Consider the following 17507-nt stretch of genomic DNA (forward strand, 5'->3'; position numbering starts at 1 on the left):
GCAATGTCAGTGGAAAATATTATTTAATACAATAAGTTATCAATCGGGATACCACCTAACCTGTGGACTTGTGCGATATTGCGATAACTGTGTCATGATTACTTATTGTTTTAGCCTGCGAAATTAACGACCTGATATTTATGGAAAAATTAATCGAAAACTGGGCATTACGGCGTAGCTGGGTAACGCTGATTCTCAGCGTGTTGCTTACCGTTGTGGCAGCATGGGGCGCCAGCCAGTTGTATTTTCGTGGCGATTACAAAGTGTTTTTTGGCGCAGAAAACCCGCAGCTGCGCGACTTCGAGTCTATGCAGGCGACGTTTAATAAATCGGATAACGTCGGCATTGTGATTGCGCCCAAGCAGGACAGTGTGTTCTCTGAACGGATGCTCGAGCTGGTGTGGCGGATGACAGAAGATGCCTGGCAAACGCCCTACTCTTCACGGGTCGATTCAGTAACAAACTTCCAGTTTACCGAGGCCATAGACGATGATTTGTTGGTGGCGCCGCTATTGGAGTTCACTGAAGATTTGTCACCGGAAAAAGTCGAAAAGATTCGCACGATTGCCCTTCACGAGCCTTCACTAGTCAATAAACTGATTTCAGAAGATGGCCGTGTCACCATGATCAATATCACCGTGCAGCAATCGGATGATGATCAGTTAAAAACTGCACAAAGCGCCGAAATAGTGACATTTGTCCGCGATCTGGTTGCCCGCTATGACTTGCAATACGCAGGGGTCGAATTCCATCTTACGGGCGTGGTAATGGTAAACAATGGCTTCTTTGAAGAGGCCAATAAAGATGCGTCCACCTTATTGCCCGCGATGTTTATTGCGGTCATCCTGATGTTGGTGATTCTTTTGCGTTCGTTTACGGCAACAACGGGCACAGTGTTGGTCATTATCATGAGTATTGCCGTGACATTGGGTATTGCAGGTTGGCTCGGGTATTACCTTTCAACGGCGACAGTCAATGTTCCGATTATTGTGATGACGCTGGCTGTGGCCGATTGCGTGCATATGGGGTCGGGTGTGTTGTTTAATATGCGTAATGGTATGCATAAAAATGACGCGATTGCCGCCAGTCTTGCGCTAAATTTCAAACCTATTTTTATTACCAGCGCGACCACCGCGATTGGCTTTTTGACTTTCAACTTCTCAGACGTGCCACCCCTTCGAGATCTGGGCAATCTTACTGCGATTGGTGTGATTCTGGCGTGGTGGTTGTCGATAACTATATTCCCGGCATTTTTGCGTGTGTTGCCACTTAATCCGCCCGCTGTGGCGGAAGGTAAACAGCCAATGATGAACCGCTTTGCGGAGTGGAATATTCGCAATCGTGGTTGGTTATTACCCGTATCCAGTGCGGTAATCGTTGGTTTTACCGTATTAATGCCGTTTAACAGCATTAATGATGTGGCAATTGAATACTTTGATGAAGATGTCGCATTGCGTCAGGACGCGGATTTCATGCAGCAATATCTGACTGGATTTACCACAGTAGATATCGCGCTGGAAACCGGTGAAGCCAGCGGCGTTAACTCACCTTTGTTTCTGCAGAAACTTGAATCATTTTCCAGCTGGTTGCGTGCCCAGCCGGAAGTGGACCACGTGTTTACACTGGCTGATGTATATAAGCGCTTAAATCGTAACATGCACAACGATGACAATGACTTTTATCGTTTACCCAAAGAGCAGGATCTTGCAGCCCAGTATTTGCTGCTGTACGAGATGTCGCTGCCTTACGGACTGGATTTAAATAACCAGCTCAATCTGAATAAATCAGCAGTGAAGTTGTCGGTGACCCTGCACGAAAATGGCAGCAAGGAAATGGTGGCATTTGAGCAGCGGGTACGTAGCTGGCTCGCTCGCTACTATCCCGAAGTGAATGTGTCTGTTGCGGGAGTAGGATTGATGTTCGCGCATATCGGCGAACGCAATATGACCAGTATGCTGTGGGGCACAGCGTGGGCCATCGTGATGATCTCTGGGCTGCTGATGATTGCGCTAAAAGATGTCCGTTTGGGATTGATTTCACTAATTCCCAATCTGGCACCCGCAGGTATCGGATTTGGTGTGTGGGCGGTTTACAACGGTAACGTCAACTTGGGTTTGTCAGTGGTGACATCCATGTGTTTAGGGATTGTGGTCGACGATACGGTCCACTTCCTCAGTAAATATAAGCACGCCCGTCAGGCGGGCAAAGATGCCGAGCAGGCGGTACGCTATGCATTTATCAGCGTCGGTAAGGCGTTGTGGGTAACGACGTTGGTGCTGATTACCGGGTTTATGTTGCTGTCTCTTTCCGACTTTAACCTCAACAGCGACCTCGGTTTACTGACCGCTGCTATTATTGCCATAGCGCTGTTGGTGGATTTTTTCTTTTTGCCCGCGTTTTTGATGTTAGTGGACAAAGGCGAGACGTATCAGGAGGTGAAGGATGCGAACTAACTGGGTGAGATTTTTAATGGCCGCTTGTTTAAGCGTGTCAGTTTCAGCGATTGCAGACGACGCTACGCAGCAAAAAGGTTTTGATATTGCCAAGCAACGCAAAGAGCGGGATGTGGGCTGGGGCAGTTCTGAATCATCTAACCGTATGATTTTACGTGACGCGCAGGGCAACGAGTCGGTGCGCCAATTGCGCACCCAGGCGTTAGAAGTACAGGGTGATGGTGACAAGAGTCTGACTATTTTTGATCAGCCTGCAGATGTAAAAGGCACTGCCTTTTTAACCTACTCTCACGTTGATGGTGCCGATGAGCAGTGGCTGTTTATGCCAGCGCTTAAACGGGTTAAACGTATTTCTTCGAACAATAAATCCGGTCCGTTCATGGGTAGTGAGTTTGCTTATGAGGATCTGACGTCCTTTGAGCTGGATAAATTCCGCTTTAACTGGTTACGCGATGAAACTGTCAATGGCGTCGCATTGCACGTCATCGAGGCTACCCCAACAGATCGCTATTCTGGTTATACCAAAGTGATTACCTGGCTCGATACCGAGGCATTTCGTCCACTTAAAACAGAGTATTACGATCGCAAAGGCGCATTGTTAAAAACTGCGACGATGTCGGATTATCAGTTACACAAAGATAAATATTGGCGCCCTCATCGCATCGATATGGTCAATCACCAAACTGGCAAAAGTACGACATTAGCCATCGATAGCATCAGTTTTGATACGAATTTGAGCGTTGATGATTTTACTCAAAATAGTCTTAAACGTGCGAGATAATAGGATGACGTTAATGCCTACTCGTATTGCAAGGGTTGCGCTGGCCATTTCACTGGCAATCGGCTCAGCATCCAGCGCAGCACAAGTCTGTTCGCCAGGTAATGATCAGCAATATGGTCCGGTTGCCGAAGGGGAAACCTTGTGGCGTATCGCTTTTAACCACCGCCCGTTAGGTGTCGCGTTATCTGAATGGATGCAGGCTATTCGCGCTGCGAATCCACGTGCTTTTAACGATGCCAGCCTGACCAGCTTGCGTGCAGGCAGTACACTTACTTTGCCAGGGTGTGATGCTGTAGTTGCAGATGTTTCCGGTGAAGCTCATCCTGACAAAGCTCCAGCTCCAGCTCCAGCTCCAGCTCCAGCTCCAGCTCCAGCTCCAGCTCCAGCTCCAGCTCCAGCTCCAGCTCCAGCTCCAGCTCCAGCTCCAGCTCCAGCTCCAGCTCCAGCTCCAGCTCCAGCTCCAGCTCCAGCTCCAGCTCCAGCTCCAGCTCCAGCTCCAGCTCCAGCTCCAGCTCCAGCTCCAGCTCCAGCTCCAGCTCCAGCTCCAGCTCCAGCTCCAGCTCCAGCTCCAGCTCCAGCTCCAGCTCCAGCTCCAGCTCCAGCTCCAGCTCCAGCTCCAGCTCCAGCTCCAGCTCCAGCTCCAGCTCCAGCTCCAGCTCCAGCTCCAGCTCCAGCTCCAGCTCCAGCTCCAGCTCCAGCTCCAGCTCCAGCTCCAGCTCCAGCTCCAGCTCCAGCTCCAGCTCCAGCTCCAGCTCCAGCTCCAGCTCCAGCTCCAGCTCCAGCTCCAGCTCCAGCTCCAGCTCCAGCTCCAGCTCCAGCTCCAGCTCCAGCTCCAGCTCCAGCTCCAGCTCCAGCTCCAGCTCCAGCTCCAGCTCCAGCTCCAGCTCCAGCTCCAGCTCCAGCTCCAGCTCCAGCTCCAGCTCCAGCTCCAGCTCCAGCTCCAGCTCCAGCTCCAGCTCCAGCTCCAGCTCCAGCTCCAGCTCCAGCTCCAGCTCCAGCTCCAGCTCCAGCTCCAGCTCCAGCTCCAGCTCCAGCTCCAGCTCCAGCTCCAGCTCCAGCTCCAGCTCCAGCTCCAGCTCCAGCTCCAGCTCCAGCTCCAGCTCCAGCTCCAGCTCCAGCTCCAGCTCCAGCTCCAGCTCCAGCTCCAGCTCCAGCTCCAGCTCCAGCTCCAGCTCCAGCTCCAGCTCCAGCTCCAGCTCCAGCTCCAGCTCCAGCTCCAGCTCCAGCTCCAGCTGCACAGGAGACATCCTCGACAGATGCTGAACCTGAGGAAAATCCAACGGCAAGCGCTATGCCGGTACTATCGCCATTCGCTGCCCTACCTGAAGTTGCCAGTCGCTCTGAACAGCAACAATCACCGCTTCGACTGGATGGTGAACTCGCTATGCAGGGTCGCTATTTCTGGCAGCAGGCCGCCTATCCGGCGCAGACTGACAGCACTACCTCTATTAGCACTTTGTTAACCGCTTACGTGCCTTGGAATGATGAGAGGGACGCACTTGTTGCCAGTGTATTTGGCCGCTGGGACAGCCAGGATAGCGAGCGCAGCCATGTGGATATTCGTGAACTCAAATATTTTCACGTCGGTGAAGGGTGGGAAGTCCATGCTGGCATCGACAAAGTGTTTTGGGGACAGGCCGAGTCATTGCACCTGGTTGATGTAGTGAATCAGACAGATTTAGTCGAACATCCGGATACCGAAGACAAGTTAGGCCAGCCGATGCTGCGCCTTGCCACCAATGGTGGATGGGGCAATCTGGATATATTCGTCATGCCTTATTTTCGTGAACGTACCTTTGCCGGGCCCGAAGGGCGTTTACGCCTGCCAGTGTTGATTAATACCGATGACGATGCGCTGTATGAATCAGCGGATGAGCAACAGCACGTGGATTACGCCCTGCGCTGGAGTCAGTTATTCGGTGACTGGGAGCTCGCATTATCGGCATTTGATGGCACGTCACGCGATCCGTTGATGGTTGCTGACCCGTTGAATCCTATGACGCATTTGCGACCGCTCTATCCGCAAATGACCCAATATGGCCTTGAGTCGTTATATCTCAGCGGTGACTGGATCTGGAAGCTGGAAGCGATTCACCGCGAAGGTGAGCTATTTGAAGACTATCAGGCCGCAGTAGGTGGCTTTGAATACACCTTGTATGGCGTCAGCGATTCCGCCATTGATGTCGGTCTGTTGCTGGAATATCAGTACGACAGTCGGGGTACAGACGCCAGCAGTTTTAACCAGAATGATTTGTTCCTCGGCACGCGCATTGGGTTCAATGATATGGATGACAGCCAAATACTCGCCGGTATGATGCAGGATTTGGATGAAACCAGCAGCCGTGTTTTTCTGGTTGAAGGGCAAACCCGTCTTTCAGCGGCCTGGACCATGAATATAGATATCTGGCTGTTTATCAATCAACAGGCCAGCGACCCATTGTGGTACATACGTCAGGATGATTTCGCCCAGCTGACCTTTACCTACCATTTTTAATGGTTAGTCGGCGGATGAAAGACCGTTAGCTGCCAGTGGTAACGCATTGCCAGCAAGCGGATGGTCAGAGTAACCAGAATACCTGCGGCCATGCTCCAATGACTTGCCATCCCTACATACAAACACAGGGTATAGAGTATGCCGCCGATGATACAGGCGGTGGCATACAATTCGCCTTTAAGTACCAATGGAATTTCCCGGCAAATCACATCTCGCAGCAAACCTCCAAACACGCCACTCATGGTACCCATCATCACCGCGACAACCGGCGACACACCCATGCTAAGTGCTTTTTGAGCCCCCATAATATTAAAAAATGCTAACCCGATGGCATCGGCATGCAGCAAAAATCGCAATGGAAAGCGATCACTGCGACGGATCCAGATGATGGTGATGAGCGCTGCAAGCAAAATGGCATATAGGTAACTGTTATCGGACACCCAGAACACCGGGACATCCAGAATCAAATCTCGCAGCGTACCACCGCCAATGGCGGTCACCGTCGCCAACACAATGACGCCAATCCCATCCATGTGCTTTTTATGGGCCATCAGGGTGCCGGAAATGGCAAATACTGCCACGCCCAATAAATCAATCCAGTGCAGCCAATCGCTGGCATTGTCAGGTAAAAAATCGCCCATCGCGCTAATGCATCAAACGTAAAAGCCTATGTTCCCACATTAGGATAAAAATGTCAGATATCAGCGCATTGAAAATATTGTTGCTGTTTATTTTTAAATTGAGGATAAATGTTTCTTGATTGGCGGTATTTTTTCGTGATATCTGTATGTCCATCCTAGACAGGCATAAGTCACAGACATGAAATTTGCAACCGCTATTACCCTAATGATTATTCGAGTGGTCATCCCGAACCCGGGGGTGTAGTGGCTCAGTTTACACTGACAACCAAACCCCCGGTATTTCAACGGGGGTTTTTCGTTTTAAATGGCGATATACTCGACGCCAATCATTTGGGCGCAGTGGCGCAGGTTGCAAGGAATCAAGATGGCAAAGAAGAAAACAGCAGAACTGATTTGGTTTAACGGGGAAATTATGCCGTGGCAAAACGCCACAGTGCATGTGATGACTCATGCGATTCACTATGGATCTTCGGTCTTTGAGGGTGTTCGCGCCTATCACACACCGCACAAAGGCACCTGTGTGTTCCGTCTGCAGGAACATAGTCAGCGTTTGCTCGACTCTGCCAAGATTTATCGTATGACCATCCCGTATAGTCTGGAAGAAATTAACCAGGCCACGCTGGATATCGTCAAAGCCAACAAACTGAAATCTGCCTATATTCGCCCTATCGCGTTTTACGGCGATATCGGCATGGGTCTGCAGGTGCCATTTGGCACAGAAACCGAACTGGTTATCGCTGCCTTCGAATGGGGCGCGTATTTAGGTGAAGAAGGCCTGAAAAACGGTGTGGATGCAGGCGTATCCAGCTGGAACCGTTTGGCTGCCAACACTATGCCAACCGGCGCAAAAGCGGGTGGTAACTACCTGTCGTCGCAACTGATCTCCATGGAAGCCCGTCGTCATGGCTATGTGGAAGGGATTGCACTGGATCGTAACGGTCTGGTCAGTGAAGGTGCCGGTGAAAACCTGTTTGTGATCCGTAATGGTATCGTGATGACCACGCCGGTTACCGCGGCAATTTTACCGGGCATCACCCGTGATACTGTGATTACGTTACTGAAAGATATGGGCTACGAAGTGCGCGAACAAAATATTCCGCGTGAAGCCCTGTATCTGGCAGATGAAATTTTAATGTGTGGTACAGCGGCGGAAGTCACGCCGGTACGCAGTGTAGATGGTATTCCTGTCGGTAATGGTGGCCGTGGCCCGATTACTGAGAAAGTACAGAATGCATTCTTCGGTTTGTTCAGTGGCGAAACAGAAGACAAGTGGGGTTGGTTAACACCAATCGAGTAACACCACTTTTGCCTTCTTGATGGGCGCACATAGGTGCGCCCGCTGTGACAGACAGATTACGCTGTACCCTACTCACCGCTAAAAACAATAACAGGTGAACAAGAGTTTTCTGTTTAGCAAGAAGGACATGTGATGCCCAAATTACGATCCGCGACCTCGACTCAGGGGCGCAATATGGCGGGAGCCCGCGCGCTATGGCGGGCCACCGGTATGAAAGACACCGATTTTGGTAAACCCATTATCGCCATCGCCAATTCCTTCACCCAGTTTGTTCCCGGGCATGTCCATCTTAAAGATCTTGGTCAATTAGTCGCGCAGAGCGTCGAACAGGCCGGCGGCGTAGCCAAAGAATTCAACACCATCGCGGTGGATGACGGAATCGCCATGGGGCATGGCGGCATGCTATACAGCCTGCCTTCCAGAGAGTTGATCGCTGATGCGGTCGAATACATGGTCAACGCCCATTGTGCCGACGCGCTGGTGTGCATTTCCAACTGCGACAAAATCACGCCCGGCATGCTGATGGCGGCACTGCGCCTGAATATCCCTGTGGTATTTGTGTCAGGCGGACCAATGGAAGCGGGCAAAACCAAGCTCTCCGATAAGCTGATTAAATTGGATCTGGTCGACGCCATGGTCGCGGCAGCCAACCCGAATGTCAGCGATGCCGACAGCGAACAAATCGAACGCTCAGCCTGTCCTACCTGCGGCTCCTGCTCGGGCATGTTTACCGCCAACTCAATGAACTGTTTAACCGAAGCGCTGGGGTTATCGCTGCCGGGTAATGGCTCATTACTGGCCACCCATGCCGATCGTGAACAGCTGTTTATTCAGGCTGGTCAGTTGGTGGTGGAGCTGTGCCAGCGTTACTACCAACAGGATGACGCCTCTGCCCTGCCGCGCAATATTGCCAATCTGGCGGCGTTTGAAAACGCCATGTGTCTGGATATCGCCATGGGTGGATCAACCAATACCATTCTGCACCTGTTGGCTGCCGCCCAGGAAGCTGAAGTGGACTTCACCATGGCGGACATCGATCGTTTATCGCGTAAGGTGCCGCATCTTTGCAAAGTGGCTCCCTCCACTCAGCAATATCATATGGAAGATGTGCACCGCGCCGGCGGGGTGATGGGCATTTTGAATGAACTAAACAAAGCAGGTTTGCTCAATCCGGATGCCGGCCACGTGCTGGGCAGCAGTATTGCCAATGTGATCAGCCAGTGGGATATCACCGACAGTGCCAATGTGGATGCGACGACGTTTTATCGAGCCGGGCCGGCTGGTATTCGCACCACCCGCGCCTTTAGTCAGGATTGTCGCTGGCCGGATGCAGACACTGACCGCAGCGCAGGTTGTATCCGCGATATGCAGCATGCCTATAGTCTGGAGGGCGGGCTGGCCGTGCTCTACGGCAATCTGGCCGAAAATGGCTGCATCGTTAAAACTGCCGGGGTAGATGAAGATAATCTGCGTTTCAGCGGTCCGGCGCGCATCTATGAAAGCCAGGATGATGCGGTGCAAGGTATTCTCAGTGATGAAGTACAGGCCGGTGAAGTGGTGCTTATTCGCTACGAAGGCCCGAAAGGTGGTCCGGGCATGCAGGAAATGCTCTATCCCACCTCCTATTTAAAATCCAAAGGGCTGGGCAAAGCCTGCGCCCTGATTACCGATGGACGCTTTTCCGGCGGTACATCGGGCCTGTCCATCGGCCATGTCTCACCGGAAGCCGCCAGTGGCGGCACTATCGGGTTGGTGGAAAATGGTGATTTGATTGAGATCGATATCCCGGCCAGACGGATTCATCTTGCCGTTGATGACGCAACCCTGCAGTCACGTCGTGATGCCATGCAGCAGCGCGCCAGACCCTGGAAACCAGCGAATCGTGAACGCAGCGTGTCACTGGCGCTCAAAGCGTATGCGCTATTGGCAACCAGCGCCGACAAAGGCGCGGTACGGGATAAAACGCTGCTGGAAGGTGACTGATGACAGTCAGCGATGCCGAATACCTGAAAAAGATCCTACTGGCCCCGGTATATGATGTCGCGGTAAAGAGCGACGTGGATTATCTGACTCGTCTGTCCGATGAACTGGGTAATGAGATTTACCTGAAACGGGAAGATCAACAGCCGGTCAAATCGTTCAAACTGCGCGGTGCTTATAATCGCCTGTCGCAACTCAGCGATGCCGAAGCCGCCTGCGGGGTTGTTGCCGCATCAGCCGGCAATCATGCCCAGGGGCTGGCCTATTCGGCTCGTCGTCGCAATGTGCCGGCGGTGATTGTGATGCCGGAAACCACGCCGGATATTAAGGTCGATGCGGTACGTAAATTTGGTGGTGAGTACGCCACGGTTGTGCTGCACGGGACTAACTTTGATGCCGCCAAAACCCATGCTGCCCATCTGGCCGATACCCATGGCTACGCCATGATCCCGCCTTTTGACCATCCGGATGTGATTGCTGGGCAGGGCACCATTGGGCGTGAATTACTCGAGCAGTTACCCGAGTTGGATACCTTATTCATTGCGGTCGGCGGTGGCGGGTTGGCTGCCGGTATAGCGGTGTATCTCAAGCAACTTAAACCGCAGCTAAAAATCGTCGCGGTAGAAGCCGAAGATTCTGCCTGCCTGCAGGCCGCGCTCGAGGCGGGCAAGCCCGTGGCGCTGGATTCAGTTGGCATTTTCGCCGACGGGGTCGCGGTGCGGATTATCGGTGACGAGACGTTCCGCCTTTGTCAGCAATATGTGGATGAAGTGATGACGGTCAGCACCGATGAAATCTGTGCGGCAATCAAAGACATTTTCGATGATACCCGCGTCATCGCTGAGCCTGCCGGGGCGCTATCGGTCGCGGCCATTCGCAAGTATGTGCAACAGCATCACCTGCGCGGACAAAAGCTCGGTGGCATTTTGTGCGGAGCAAATATCAACTTCCATACCTTGCGCTATGTGTCTGAACGCTGTGAGCTTGGGGAGCAGAAAGAAGCCGTGTTTGCGGTGCGTATCCCCGAGCGCAAAGGCGCATTCCGTGAATTTTGCGCAGAGCTCGGTGGCCGCGGCATCACAGAATTTAACTATCGGTATGCTGATGGTGACGAAGCACATATCTTCGTGGGCTTAAAGCTCCGGGAAGGCAAAGCGGAATTTGCCGCGTTAACTGAGCGCCTGCATACCCAGGGCTATAGCCTGTTTGACTTGTCCGATAACGAGATGGCCAAGCTACACGTGCGCTATATGGTCGGCGGGCGACCACATCAGTTGCAGCACGAGCGGATTTTTTCTTTTGAGTTTCCGGAGTACCCTGGTGCGCTGATGAAGTTTCTGCAAACCTTGGGCGAGCGCTGGAATATTACGCTGTTCCATTACCGCAATCATGGTGCTGCGGATGGCTTGGTATTAGCGGGTTTTGAGATCCAGCCGGGCAGTGAAACAGACTTTATCGCTCACCTGCAGCAACTGGGCTATCAGTATCGCGAGCAAACCGACAATCCGGCTTACAAGTTTTTCTTAGCGGATATGCATGGCCGCAGCTAGCGGCCATCAAACAGGTTTATTTCGCCTGTTGCGCCGCTTCCAGTTCGGCGATTTTGGCTTCCAGTGCGTCCAGTTTGGCACGGGTTTTTGCCAATACCTGTGTCTGTACATCAAATTCTTCGCGCGTCACCACATCCAGCTTGGCTAGTTGCGCCTGCAGGGTCTGTTTGATTTTCTCTTCCGCCCCTTCGGCCATGGTTTTTACGCCTGGTGGAATGGCGTCGGTGATTTGGCGGGCGATTTCTTCAATTTTTTTGGCGTTAATCATGTTGCGCTAACCTGTGGGTTTAATCGGCTCATTGTAACCATGAAACGGCTGCTGTGGTAAACCAATACGCAGTTTCCTGCCGTTTGGGTGCATTGTTGGTGGTAGTCAGGCGCTGAATTCCTTAAAATTCGCTGCCATTACGCGGAGTCTTCATGAAACTTAACCCGGCCCAACAACAAGCAGTAACCTTTGTCTCCGGACCTTGTCTGGTACTGGCAGGCGCCGGCAGTGGTAAAACCCGCGTGATCACCAACAAAATCGCCTATCTGGTGCGCGAGTGTAAAATGCCCGCCCGGCATATTGCCGCCGTGACCTTTACCAATAAAGCGGCGCGCGAGATGAAAGAGCGGGTGGGCCAGACGCTGGGCAAACAGGAAGCCCGTGGCTTGCAGGTGTCGACCTTCCACACATTGGGCCTGAATATCATCAAAAAAGAGAACAAAGCGCTGGGGCTTAAGGCAGGCTTTTCGCTGTTTGATGACAAAGACACGCTGGCGCTATTGAAGGACCTAACCGAGACCGAGCTGGATGGTGACAAAGACCAGCTGAATATACTGCAAAGCTGCATCTCCAACTGGAAGAATGATTTGCTCGGGCCGAAGCAGTTGCTGCGCGAAGCCAAATCCCCCGGTGAGCGCGAATTTGCGGAATTCTATCAGCGCTATCAGAACCATCTGCGCGCCTACAATGCACTGGATTTCGATGATCTGATCCTGCTGCCCACCCTGCTGTTTAAGCAGAATGAAGAAATCCGCCTCAAATGGCAGCGTAAAATTCAGTATTTGCTGGTGGATGAGTATCAGGATACCAATACCAGCCAGTACGAACTGGTGCGTTTACTGGTGGGCGAGCGCGCGCGTTTTACTGTGGTAGGCGATGATGATCAGTCGATTTATTCCTGGCGTGGTGCCAAACCGCAGAACCTGATCCTGCTGGAAAAGCACTTTCCCAGCCTGCGCGTGATCATGCTGGAGCAAAACTATCGTTCCTCCGGGCGGATCCTGCATTCCGCCAATATCCTGATTCAGAACAACCCCCATGTGTTTGAAAAGAAACTGTTTTCTGAGCTGGATTACGGTGAAAAGCTGCGCGTGATCCCGACCCGTAATGAGGATGACGAAGCGCAGAAAGTGGTGGCCGAGCTGATGGCGCACAAATTTATGAACAACACCTCTTATGGCGATTACGCGATTTTATATCGTGGTAATTTTCAGTCGCGGGTGTTTGAAAAAATGCTGATGAGCAACCGTATCCCCTACAAGATCAACGGTGGTACCTCGTTCTTTGGCCGTGCAGAGGTTAAAGACATCATGGCTTATCTGCGCTTGCTGGTGAATCAGGATGACGATAACGCCCTGCTGCGTATTATCAATATTCCGCCCCGTGGCATTGGCCGTACCTCGCTGGAGCGCCTGGGTAATTATGCCAACGAACTGGGTGTGTCGATGTTTACCGCAGCCTGTGAACAGGGCCTGGCAATGCATGTCAGTGGTAAGCCGCTCAATGCCATCCATGCGTTTGCCCAGTGGGTGATTGAACTGGCCGACAATGCCAAGCGCGGTGATACCGTGCAGGTCGTGCGTGAAATGATTAAGTCCATGGGGTACGAAGAATACCTGTATGAAACCAGCGCCAGCCCGAAAGCTGCAGAGATGGGCATGGCTAACATCAGTACGCTGTTCCGCTGGGTCACCGACATGCTGGAAGGCGATGAACTGGATGCGCCAATGACGCTGCAGGAAGTGGTTAATCGTCTGATCCTAAGAGATATGATGGAACGCGGTGAAGATGAAGAATCCTCTGATCAGGTACAGCTGATGACACTGCACGCGTCTAAAGGCTTGGAATTCCCGTACGTGTTTATGGTGGGGATGGAAGAAGGCTTATTACCGCACCAGACCAGTATCGATGAAGACAATATCGAAGAAGAGCGCCGTCTGGCCTATGTGGGCATAACCCGTGCGCAGCGCGAGCTGTTTTTTACCCTGGCCCGTGAGCGTCGTCAGTTTGGTGAGATAATTCGCCCCGAGCCAAGCCGCTTTCTGGATGAATTGCCGCAGGATGATGTAGTGTGGGCGGATCGCCCGCAAACAGAAAGTAAAGAAGAACGTCAGAAACGCAACGAACAGGGTTTAGCCAATTTAAAAGGCTTGCTGGGGCTTAAGAGTTAGTCGCTTTGGCGGGCGCTTTGATGGACAGCTTACGCGCCGGCTCCAGATAATGGCCCTGGCCATACAGGCAGCCAATTCTGACCAGTTCACGGAATTGCTGAGCCGTTTCGATGCCTTCTGCAATCACCTTAAAGTTAAGGTGTTCACCAATATTCAGGACTGACTGAATCATCTTCAGGTTCTTTTGTGAGCGCGGTAGCGATTTCACAAAACGATGATCGATTTTGACGTAATCAAACGGGTAGGAATACAGGTAGCTCAGAGATGCCAGTCCGCTGCCGAAGTTATCCAGCACCAATTGAATACCGGCCTTTTTGAGTTTTTTCAGCGCAGGCAGAATATGCTGTGAACGGCGATTCATCTGGCTTTCATCAAACTCAAACAGCAGATGATAAGGGTTCACGCCGCTGGCACGGATAAAATCGAGAATTTTATCGATGAGCTTGGGCTGCACCAGTTCATTCACCGACATATTGATAGCGATGGAATAGCGTTTCTCCGGGCCATCAGAATATTGCCACTGGCGTAGCAGCGCACAGGCCTGGCCGATTAAGAACTCGTCCAGTTCCAGCGTCAGGCCACTGTCTTCGGCCACTTTATAGAACTGGTCACGCTTAATTTTGCCAAGCTTAGGGTGTTCCCAGCGAATATAGGCTTCGAAATACAGCGGTTCTTTCGTTTCCAGCGTGGCGGCCGGCTGAAAATAACACTCAAAGGCCTTTTCACGCAGGTCGCGACGGAATTCATTTTCCAGTGCCAGCTCTTCCAGCAGCTTTTCTCGCATGCTCTTATCGAACACCACATAGCGACCGCGGCCCGTGGACTTAGACTGATACATAGCGGCATCGGCATCACGGATCACTTCGTCGGCAGACTGGTACCATGGCTCAATTGAGGCAATACCAATACTGGCGCCCGAGTACATTTCTTTGTCATCCAGCACAAACACCCGAGACAGCGAGTCAATTATCCGGCTGGCCACGTCTTCGGCATCTTCCAGTGTCTCGAAGTTATCCAGCAGTACGACAAATTCATCACCACCCAGACGGGCAAGCAGATCGTGCCCGCGTATACATTTGCCAATGCGCTTCGCGACCTCAATCAGGAACAGGTCGCCGGCATGGTGGCCGAGGGTATCGTTAATTTGCTTAAAGCGGTCCAGATCGATAAACAGCACGGCAAAATTATGCTCTTTATGGCGCTGTTTATTGGCTACGGCCAGCTCCAGGCGGTTGTTAAACATCACGCGGTTCGGCAGGCCGGTCAGCGCATCATGGTGCGCATCGTGGATCAGGCGTAATTCAATTTCCTTGCGCTCTTCAATCTGTTTGCGCAGGTTTTCGGCGGTGCGGTTTAACGCCTCGGTACGCTCTCTGACCTTTTCTTCCAGCATCTGGTTAGTGCGCTGAATCGCTTCGGCCGCGCGTTTGCGCTCCATTGCCGTGGCGATGTGGTGTGAAACGAAACGCAGTAATTCCAGATCTCGGTGGCCATAGGCTTTGTTTTCGTTATAAGTCTGTACCGCAATCACCCCGTAGATCTCGCCTTCCACGATGAGTGGCGAGCCCAGCCAGGAGTTGAAGTTAGCATTCATATTGCCCGCGGTCTGTGGGTCGATTTCGCCCTGTACGGCTAAATCCGATACGTTAACGGTATCAATCAGGGCAGCCTGCCCATGGCGTAATACATATTCGGTCAGGCCGCGGCCAAGAGGACGCGAGGAGATTTCCGTGGTTAATTCATCACTGAAATACGGGAATTCCAGATGATCGCCCGCTTCATTTAAGGTGGCAATATAACAGTTAGGGGCACTGATCAGGCGCGACAGAATATCGTGCAAACTGGCATAAAACGTCGCCATGTCACCTTCAACATTGGCAGATAACTCAGAAATCTCGAACAGCGCCTGTTGCAGCTGTTCTATCTTCTGACGTTCAGAAATTTCTTCTTCCAGTTCGCTGTTGATGTTTTCCAGCTGCTGGGTGCGTTCTTTGATGGTTTTTTCAATCAGTTCGCGGCTTTTCACCCGCTCCAGCGCGTTAACAATGTGCTGGGACACGAACAGCATAAATTCCAGATCGTCTTCGCCATAGCGCTCTGACTCGTCATAGCTTTGAATAACCATGGCGCCGATGACCTGGCGGCCTTTTTTCAGGGGCACGCCGATCCAGTCGACAGGGGCCGCGCCGATGTTTTCGACATCCAGCCCTTTGAGTTGTGCTTCTATGGTTTCGTGACGCAGGAACAGCGCTTCGCCGCTACGCAGCAAATAACCTGTCAGGCCGCGTTTCAGTTGCGCCGCAGGGAAAGAACGTAGGGTAAGTTCATCGAATTCATCGACAAAATAGGTAAAGTTTACCGACTCTTCATTGTGGTCATACAGGGCAACGAAGAAGTTTCTGGCGGTCATTAACTCGCCAAGAATTTCATGGATCGCAGGATAAAGGGAGCCAAGCTCCGAAACCGAACTGGCTAATTCAGAGATATCAAAGAGTGCTTTTTGTACAAGTTCGGCGCGTTTATATTTTTCAGTCAGTTGCTGCAACTGCGGGACAAGCTCGCGTAATTCTTCGACTGTTAATTGTTCGGCCGGGTTTATTGTCGTCATACAACCCTGTTATGCAAAAAACTCGCTAGTGGCTCCTGCCAATAGCGAGCGTTAGCATACATCTTATACAAATAAAAGACCACACATTGGTGGTCTCGTGTAATTCAATGATTTTTAAGGGAATACCCGTCCCTTAGATATCCTTGATCATGTGTTCGATGGCGGCTTTGATCTCGTCATCAGAACAGGCACCACAGGTACCGCGTGGCGGCATCGCATTAAAACCGTTCAGTGCGTGGCTCAGCAATGTATCCATACCTTGCTCGATACGTGGGCCCCACGCCGCAGCGTCACCTGGCTTAGGTGCACCCAGTGCGCCAGTGCCGTGACAGGCGAAACATGAGGCTTTATATACGTCTTCACCAGAGCGAGGGCCAGATGCGGCAGCCGCAGATGACGCACCTGCAACAGTGACCTGAGCCATCGGCTTGATGCGCTCTTTAATTGCAGCGTCAGACATATCCTGTTGTGCATTTGCAGCAAACACCATTACGCCAGCAAGCAGACCGAATAATGCTTTCAGACCTGATTTCACACTTTCCTCCACGCTCAGCACTGCGAGCAGTTAAAAACCTTAGAAAAATTCTGGGTACGATTATAACGAACAAACGTTTGTGAACAAGATTTTGATCAGCGCGGGTGGCAAAACAGCGCAAGATTATGCACAAAAGCCGGATAAATCGGTTGATGCCCCGCAACCGCGCACGTATTATATGCGCCGCTTAAGCACCCGTAGCTCAGCTGGATAGAGCGTTGCCCTCCGGAGGCAAAGGTCATAGGTTCGAATCCTATCGGGTGCGCCATAGATACAAAAAACGCCGACTTAATGTCGGCTTTTTTGTATCTACAGTACCTCGTGGATGAGAACCTAGGGTTCGACAAATTTGCTGGGAGCAAATTTGAACGCACTTTAGTGCGGCCCGAAAGGGCGAGTATCAGGAAGATACGAGTAATCCTATCGGGTGCGCCAAAAAACACGAAAACCAGCCTTTATGGCTGGTTTTTGCGTTTTTGCACCCTACGGATGAGAACCTATTCGTTCGACCAAAACGTCAGGAACGTTTTTGCATGTCGGAGCAAAGCGACGACGACCCCAACGGGGCGAGTATCAGGATGATACGAGTAATCCTTTGCTTATCATCTCAGCCTTAACCAGCAATGTTGGTTTTTTGTATCTACGGTACCTTGTGGATGAGAACCTAGGGTTCGACAGTTTTGCCGGGATGATCCGACACATTGGCATTTTTGAACGCACTTCAGTGCG

At 51.8% G+C, this 17507-nt stretch carries 12 protein-coding genes and 1 tRNA gene; 8 read left to right on the plus strand and 5 right to left on the minus strand.

The window, feature by feature from the left end; genetic code table 11:
* Window positions 1–140 precede the first annotated feature (140 nt).
* Window positions 141–2453, plus strand: coding sequence for an RND family transporter (locus TK45_RS05430; protein ID WP_131257621.1), 2313 nt, complete (start codon window positions 141–143; stop codon window positions 2451–2453).
* Window positions 2443–3234, plus strand: a complete 792-nt coding sequence (locus tag TK45_RS05435) for an outer membrane lipoprotein-sorting protein (RefSeq protein ID WP_131257622.1) — start codon at window positions 2443–2445, stop codon at window positions 3232–3234. Before TK45_RS05430 ends, TK45_RS05435 begins: the two co-directional genes overlap by 11 nt.
* Before the next feature lie 269 nt (window positions 3235–3503).
* Here TK45_RS05435 and TK45_RS16200 read toward each other — a convergent pair whose 3' ends face one another.
* Window positions 3504–4481 (minus strand): hypothetical protein, encoded by a 978-nt coding sequence (locus TK45_RS16200; protein ID WP_165490711.1) that lies wholly within the window; start codon window positions 4479–4481, stop codon window positions 3504–3506.
* A gap of 44 nt (window positions 4482–4525) precedes the next feature.
* Between TK45_RS16200 and TK45_RS16205 the strand changes: the two genes are divergently transcribed.
* Window positions 4526–5728 carry a hypothetical protein gene (locus TK45_RS16205; RefSeq protein ID WP_165490705.1) on the plus strand — a complete coding sequence of 401 codons (1203 nt, stop codon included), beginning with the start codon at window positions 4526–4528 and terminating at the stop codon, window positions 5726–5728.
* On the opposite strand, the gene TK45_RS05450 is transcribed toward TK45_RS16205, so the two are convergent.
* Entirely contained in the window at window positions 5725–6369 is a 645-nt protein-coding gene (locus TK45_RS05450) for a trimeric intracellular cation channel family protein (RefSeq protein WP_131257624.1), read from the minus strand. The two genes, TK45_RS16205 and TK45_RS05450, sit on opposite strands and share 4 nt — an antisense overlap.
* 364 nt (window positions 6370–6733) lie before the next feature.
* Between TK45_RS05450 and TK45_RS05455 the strand changes: the two genes are divergently transcribed.
* The 3 genes from TK45_RS05455 (at window position 6734) to ilvA (ending at window position 11196) form a co-directional block, all read left to right on the plus strand.
* Complete coding sequence (locus TK45_RS05455; protein WP_131257625.1) at window positions 6734–7666, plus strand: branched-chain amino acid transaminase; 933 nt, start codon at window positions 6734–6736, stop codon at window positions 7664–7666.
* Between the two features lie 132 nt (window positions 7667–7798).
* Window positions 7799–9649, plus strand: a complete 1851-nt coding sequence (ilvD, locus tag TK45_RS05460) for a dihydroxy-acid dehydratase (RefSeq protein WP_131257626.1) — start codon at window positions 7799–7801, stop codon at window positions 9647–9649.
* Complete coding sequence (ilvA, locus tag TK45_RS05465) at window positions 9649–11196, plus strand: threonine ammonia-lyase, biosynthetic (protein ID WP_131257627.1); 1548 nt, start codon at window positions 9649–9651, stop codon at window positions 11194–11196. The genes ilvD and ilvA overlap by 1 nt, the downstream gene beginning before the upstream one ends.
* 16 nt (window positions 11197–11212) lie before the next feature.
* Here ilvA and TK45_RS05470 read toward each other — a convergent pair whose 3' ends face one another.
* Entirely contained in the window at window positions 11213–11464 is a 252-nt protein-coding gene (locus tag TK45_RS05470) for an accessory factor UbiK family protein (protein ID WP_131257628.1), read from the minus strand.
* Window positions 11465–11616: 152 nt separating this feature from the next.
* Between TK45_RS05470 and rep the strand changes: the two genes are divergently transcribed.
* A complete protein-coding gene (gene rep / locus TK45_RS05475; RefSeq protein ID WP_131257629.1) occupies window positions 11617–13635 on the plus strand; it encodes a DNA helicase Rep in 2019 nt (672 codons plus the stop codon).
* Here rep and TK45_RS05480 read toward each other — a convergent pair.
* Together TK45_RS05480 and TK45_RS05485 are read right to left on the minus strand one after the other, a co-directional pair.
* The gene (locus tag TK45_RS05480) at window positions 13625–16243 is read right to left on the minus strand and encodes an EAL domain-containing protein (RefSeq protein ID WP_131257630.1); all 2619 of its coding nucleotides are present in this window, start codon (window positions 16241–16243) and stop codon (window positions 13625–13627) included. The two genes, rep and TK45_RS05480, sit on opposite strands and share 11 nt — an antisense overlap.
* A 133-nt stretch (window positions 16244–16376) precedes the next feature.
* Window positions 16377–16733 (minus strand): cytochrome c5 family protein, encoded by a 357-nt coding sequence (locus TK45_RS05485; RefSeq protein ID WP_131257637.1) that lies wholly within the window; start codon window positions 16731–16733, stop codon window positions 16377–16379.
* A gap of 236 nt (window positions 16734–16969) precedes the next feature.
* Here TK45_RS05485 and TK45_RS05490 point away from each other — a divergent pair.
* Window positions 16970–17046: transfer RNA gene (locus TK45_RS05490), tRNA-Arg, on the plus strand.
* The last annotated feature ends 461 nt before the right edge of the window (window positions 17047–17507 follow it).

Source organism: Bowmanella sp. JS7-9 (assembly GCF_004329715.1).
Lineage (GTDB): Bacteria > Pseudomonadota > Gammaproteobacteria > Enterobacterales > Alteromonadaceae > Pseudobowmanella > Pseudobowmanella zhangzhouensis.

Bases quoted from the DNA above. Each gene is read 5' to 3' on its own strand.
- TK45_RS05430 (WP_131257621.1), top strand. From the start codon at position 141: ATGGAAAAATTAATCGAAAACTGGGCATTACGGCGTAGCTGGGTAACG.
- TK45_RS05435 (WP_131257622.1), top strand. From the start codon at position 2,443: ATGCGAACTAACTGGGTGAGATTTTTAATGGCCGCTTGTTTAAGCGTG.
- TK45_RS16200 (WP_165490711.1), bottom strand. From the start codon at position 4,481: ATGTCTCCTGTGCAGCTGGAGCTGGAGCTGGAGCTGGAGCTGGAGCTG.
- TK45_RS16205 (WP_165490705.1), top strand. From the start codon at position 4,526: ATGCCGGTACTATCGCCATTCGCTGCCCTACCTGAAGTTGCCAGTCGC.
- TK45_RS05450 (WP_131257624.1), bottom strand. From the start codon at position 6,369: ATGGGCGATTTTTTACCTGACAATGCCAGCGATTGGCTGCACTGGATT.
- TK45_RS05455 (WP_131257625.1), top strand. From the start codon at position 6,734: ATGGCAAAGAAGAAAACAGCAGAACTGATTTGGTTTAACGGGGAAATT.
- ilvD (WP_131257626.1), top strand. From the start codon at position 7,799: ATGCCCAAATTACGATCCGCGACCTCGACTCAGGGGCGCAATATGGCG.
- ilvA (WP_131257627.1), top strand. From the start codon at position 9,649: ATGACAGTCAGCGATGCCGAATACCTGAAAAAGATCCTACTGGCCCCG.
- TK45_RS05470 (WP_131257628.1), bottom strand. From the start codon at position 11,464: ATGATTAACGCCAAAAAAATTGAAGAAATCGCCCGCCAAATCACCGAC.
- rep (WP_131257629.1), top strand. From the start codon at position 11,617: ATGAAACTTAACCCGGCCCAACAACAAGCAGTAACCTTTGTCTCCGGA.
- TK45_RS05480 (WP_131257630.1), bottom strand. From the start codon at position 16,243: ATGACGACAATAAACCCGGCCGAACAATTAACAGTCGAAGAATTACGC.
- TK45_RS05485 (WP_131257637.1), bottom strand. From the start codon at position 16,733: ATGGTGTTTGCTGCAAATGCACAACAGGATATGTCTGACGCTGCAATT.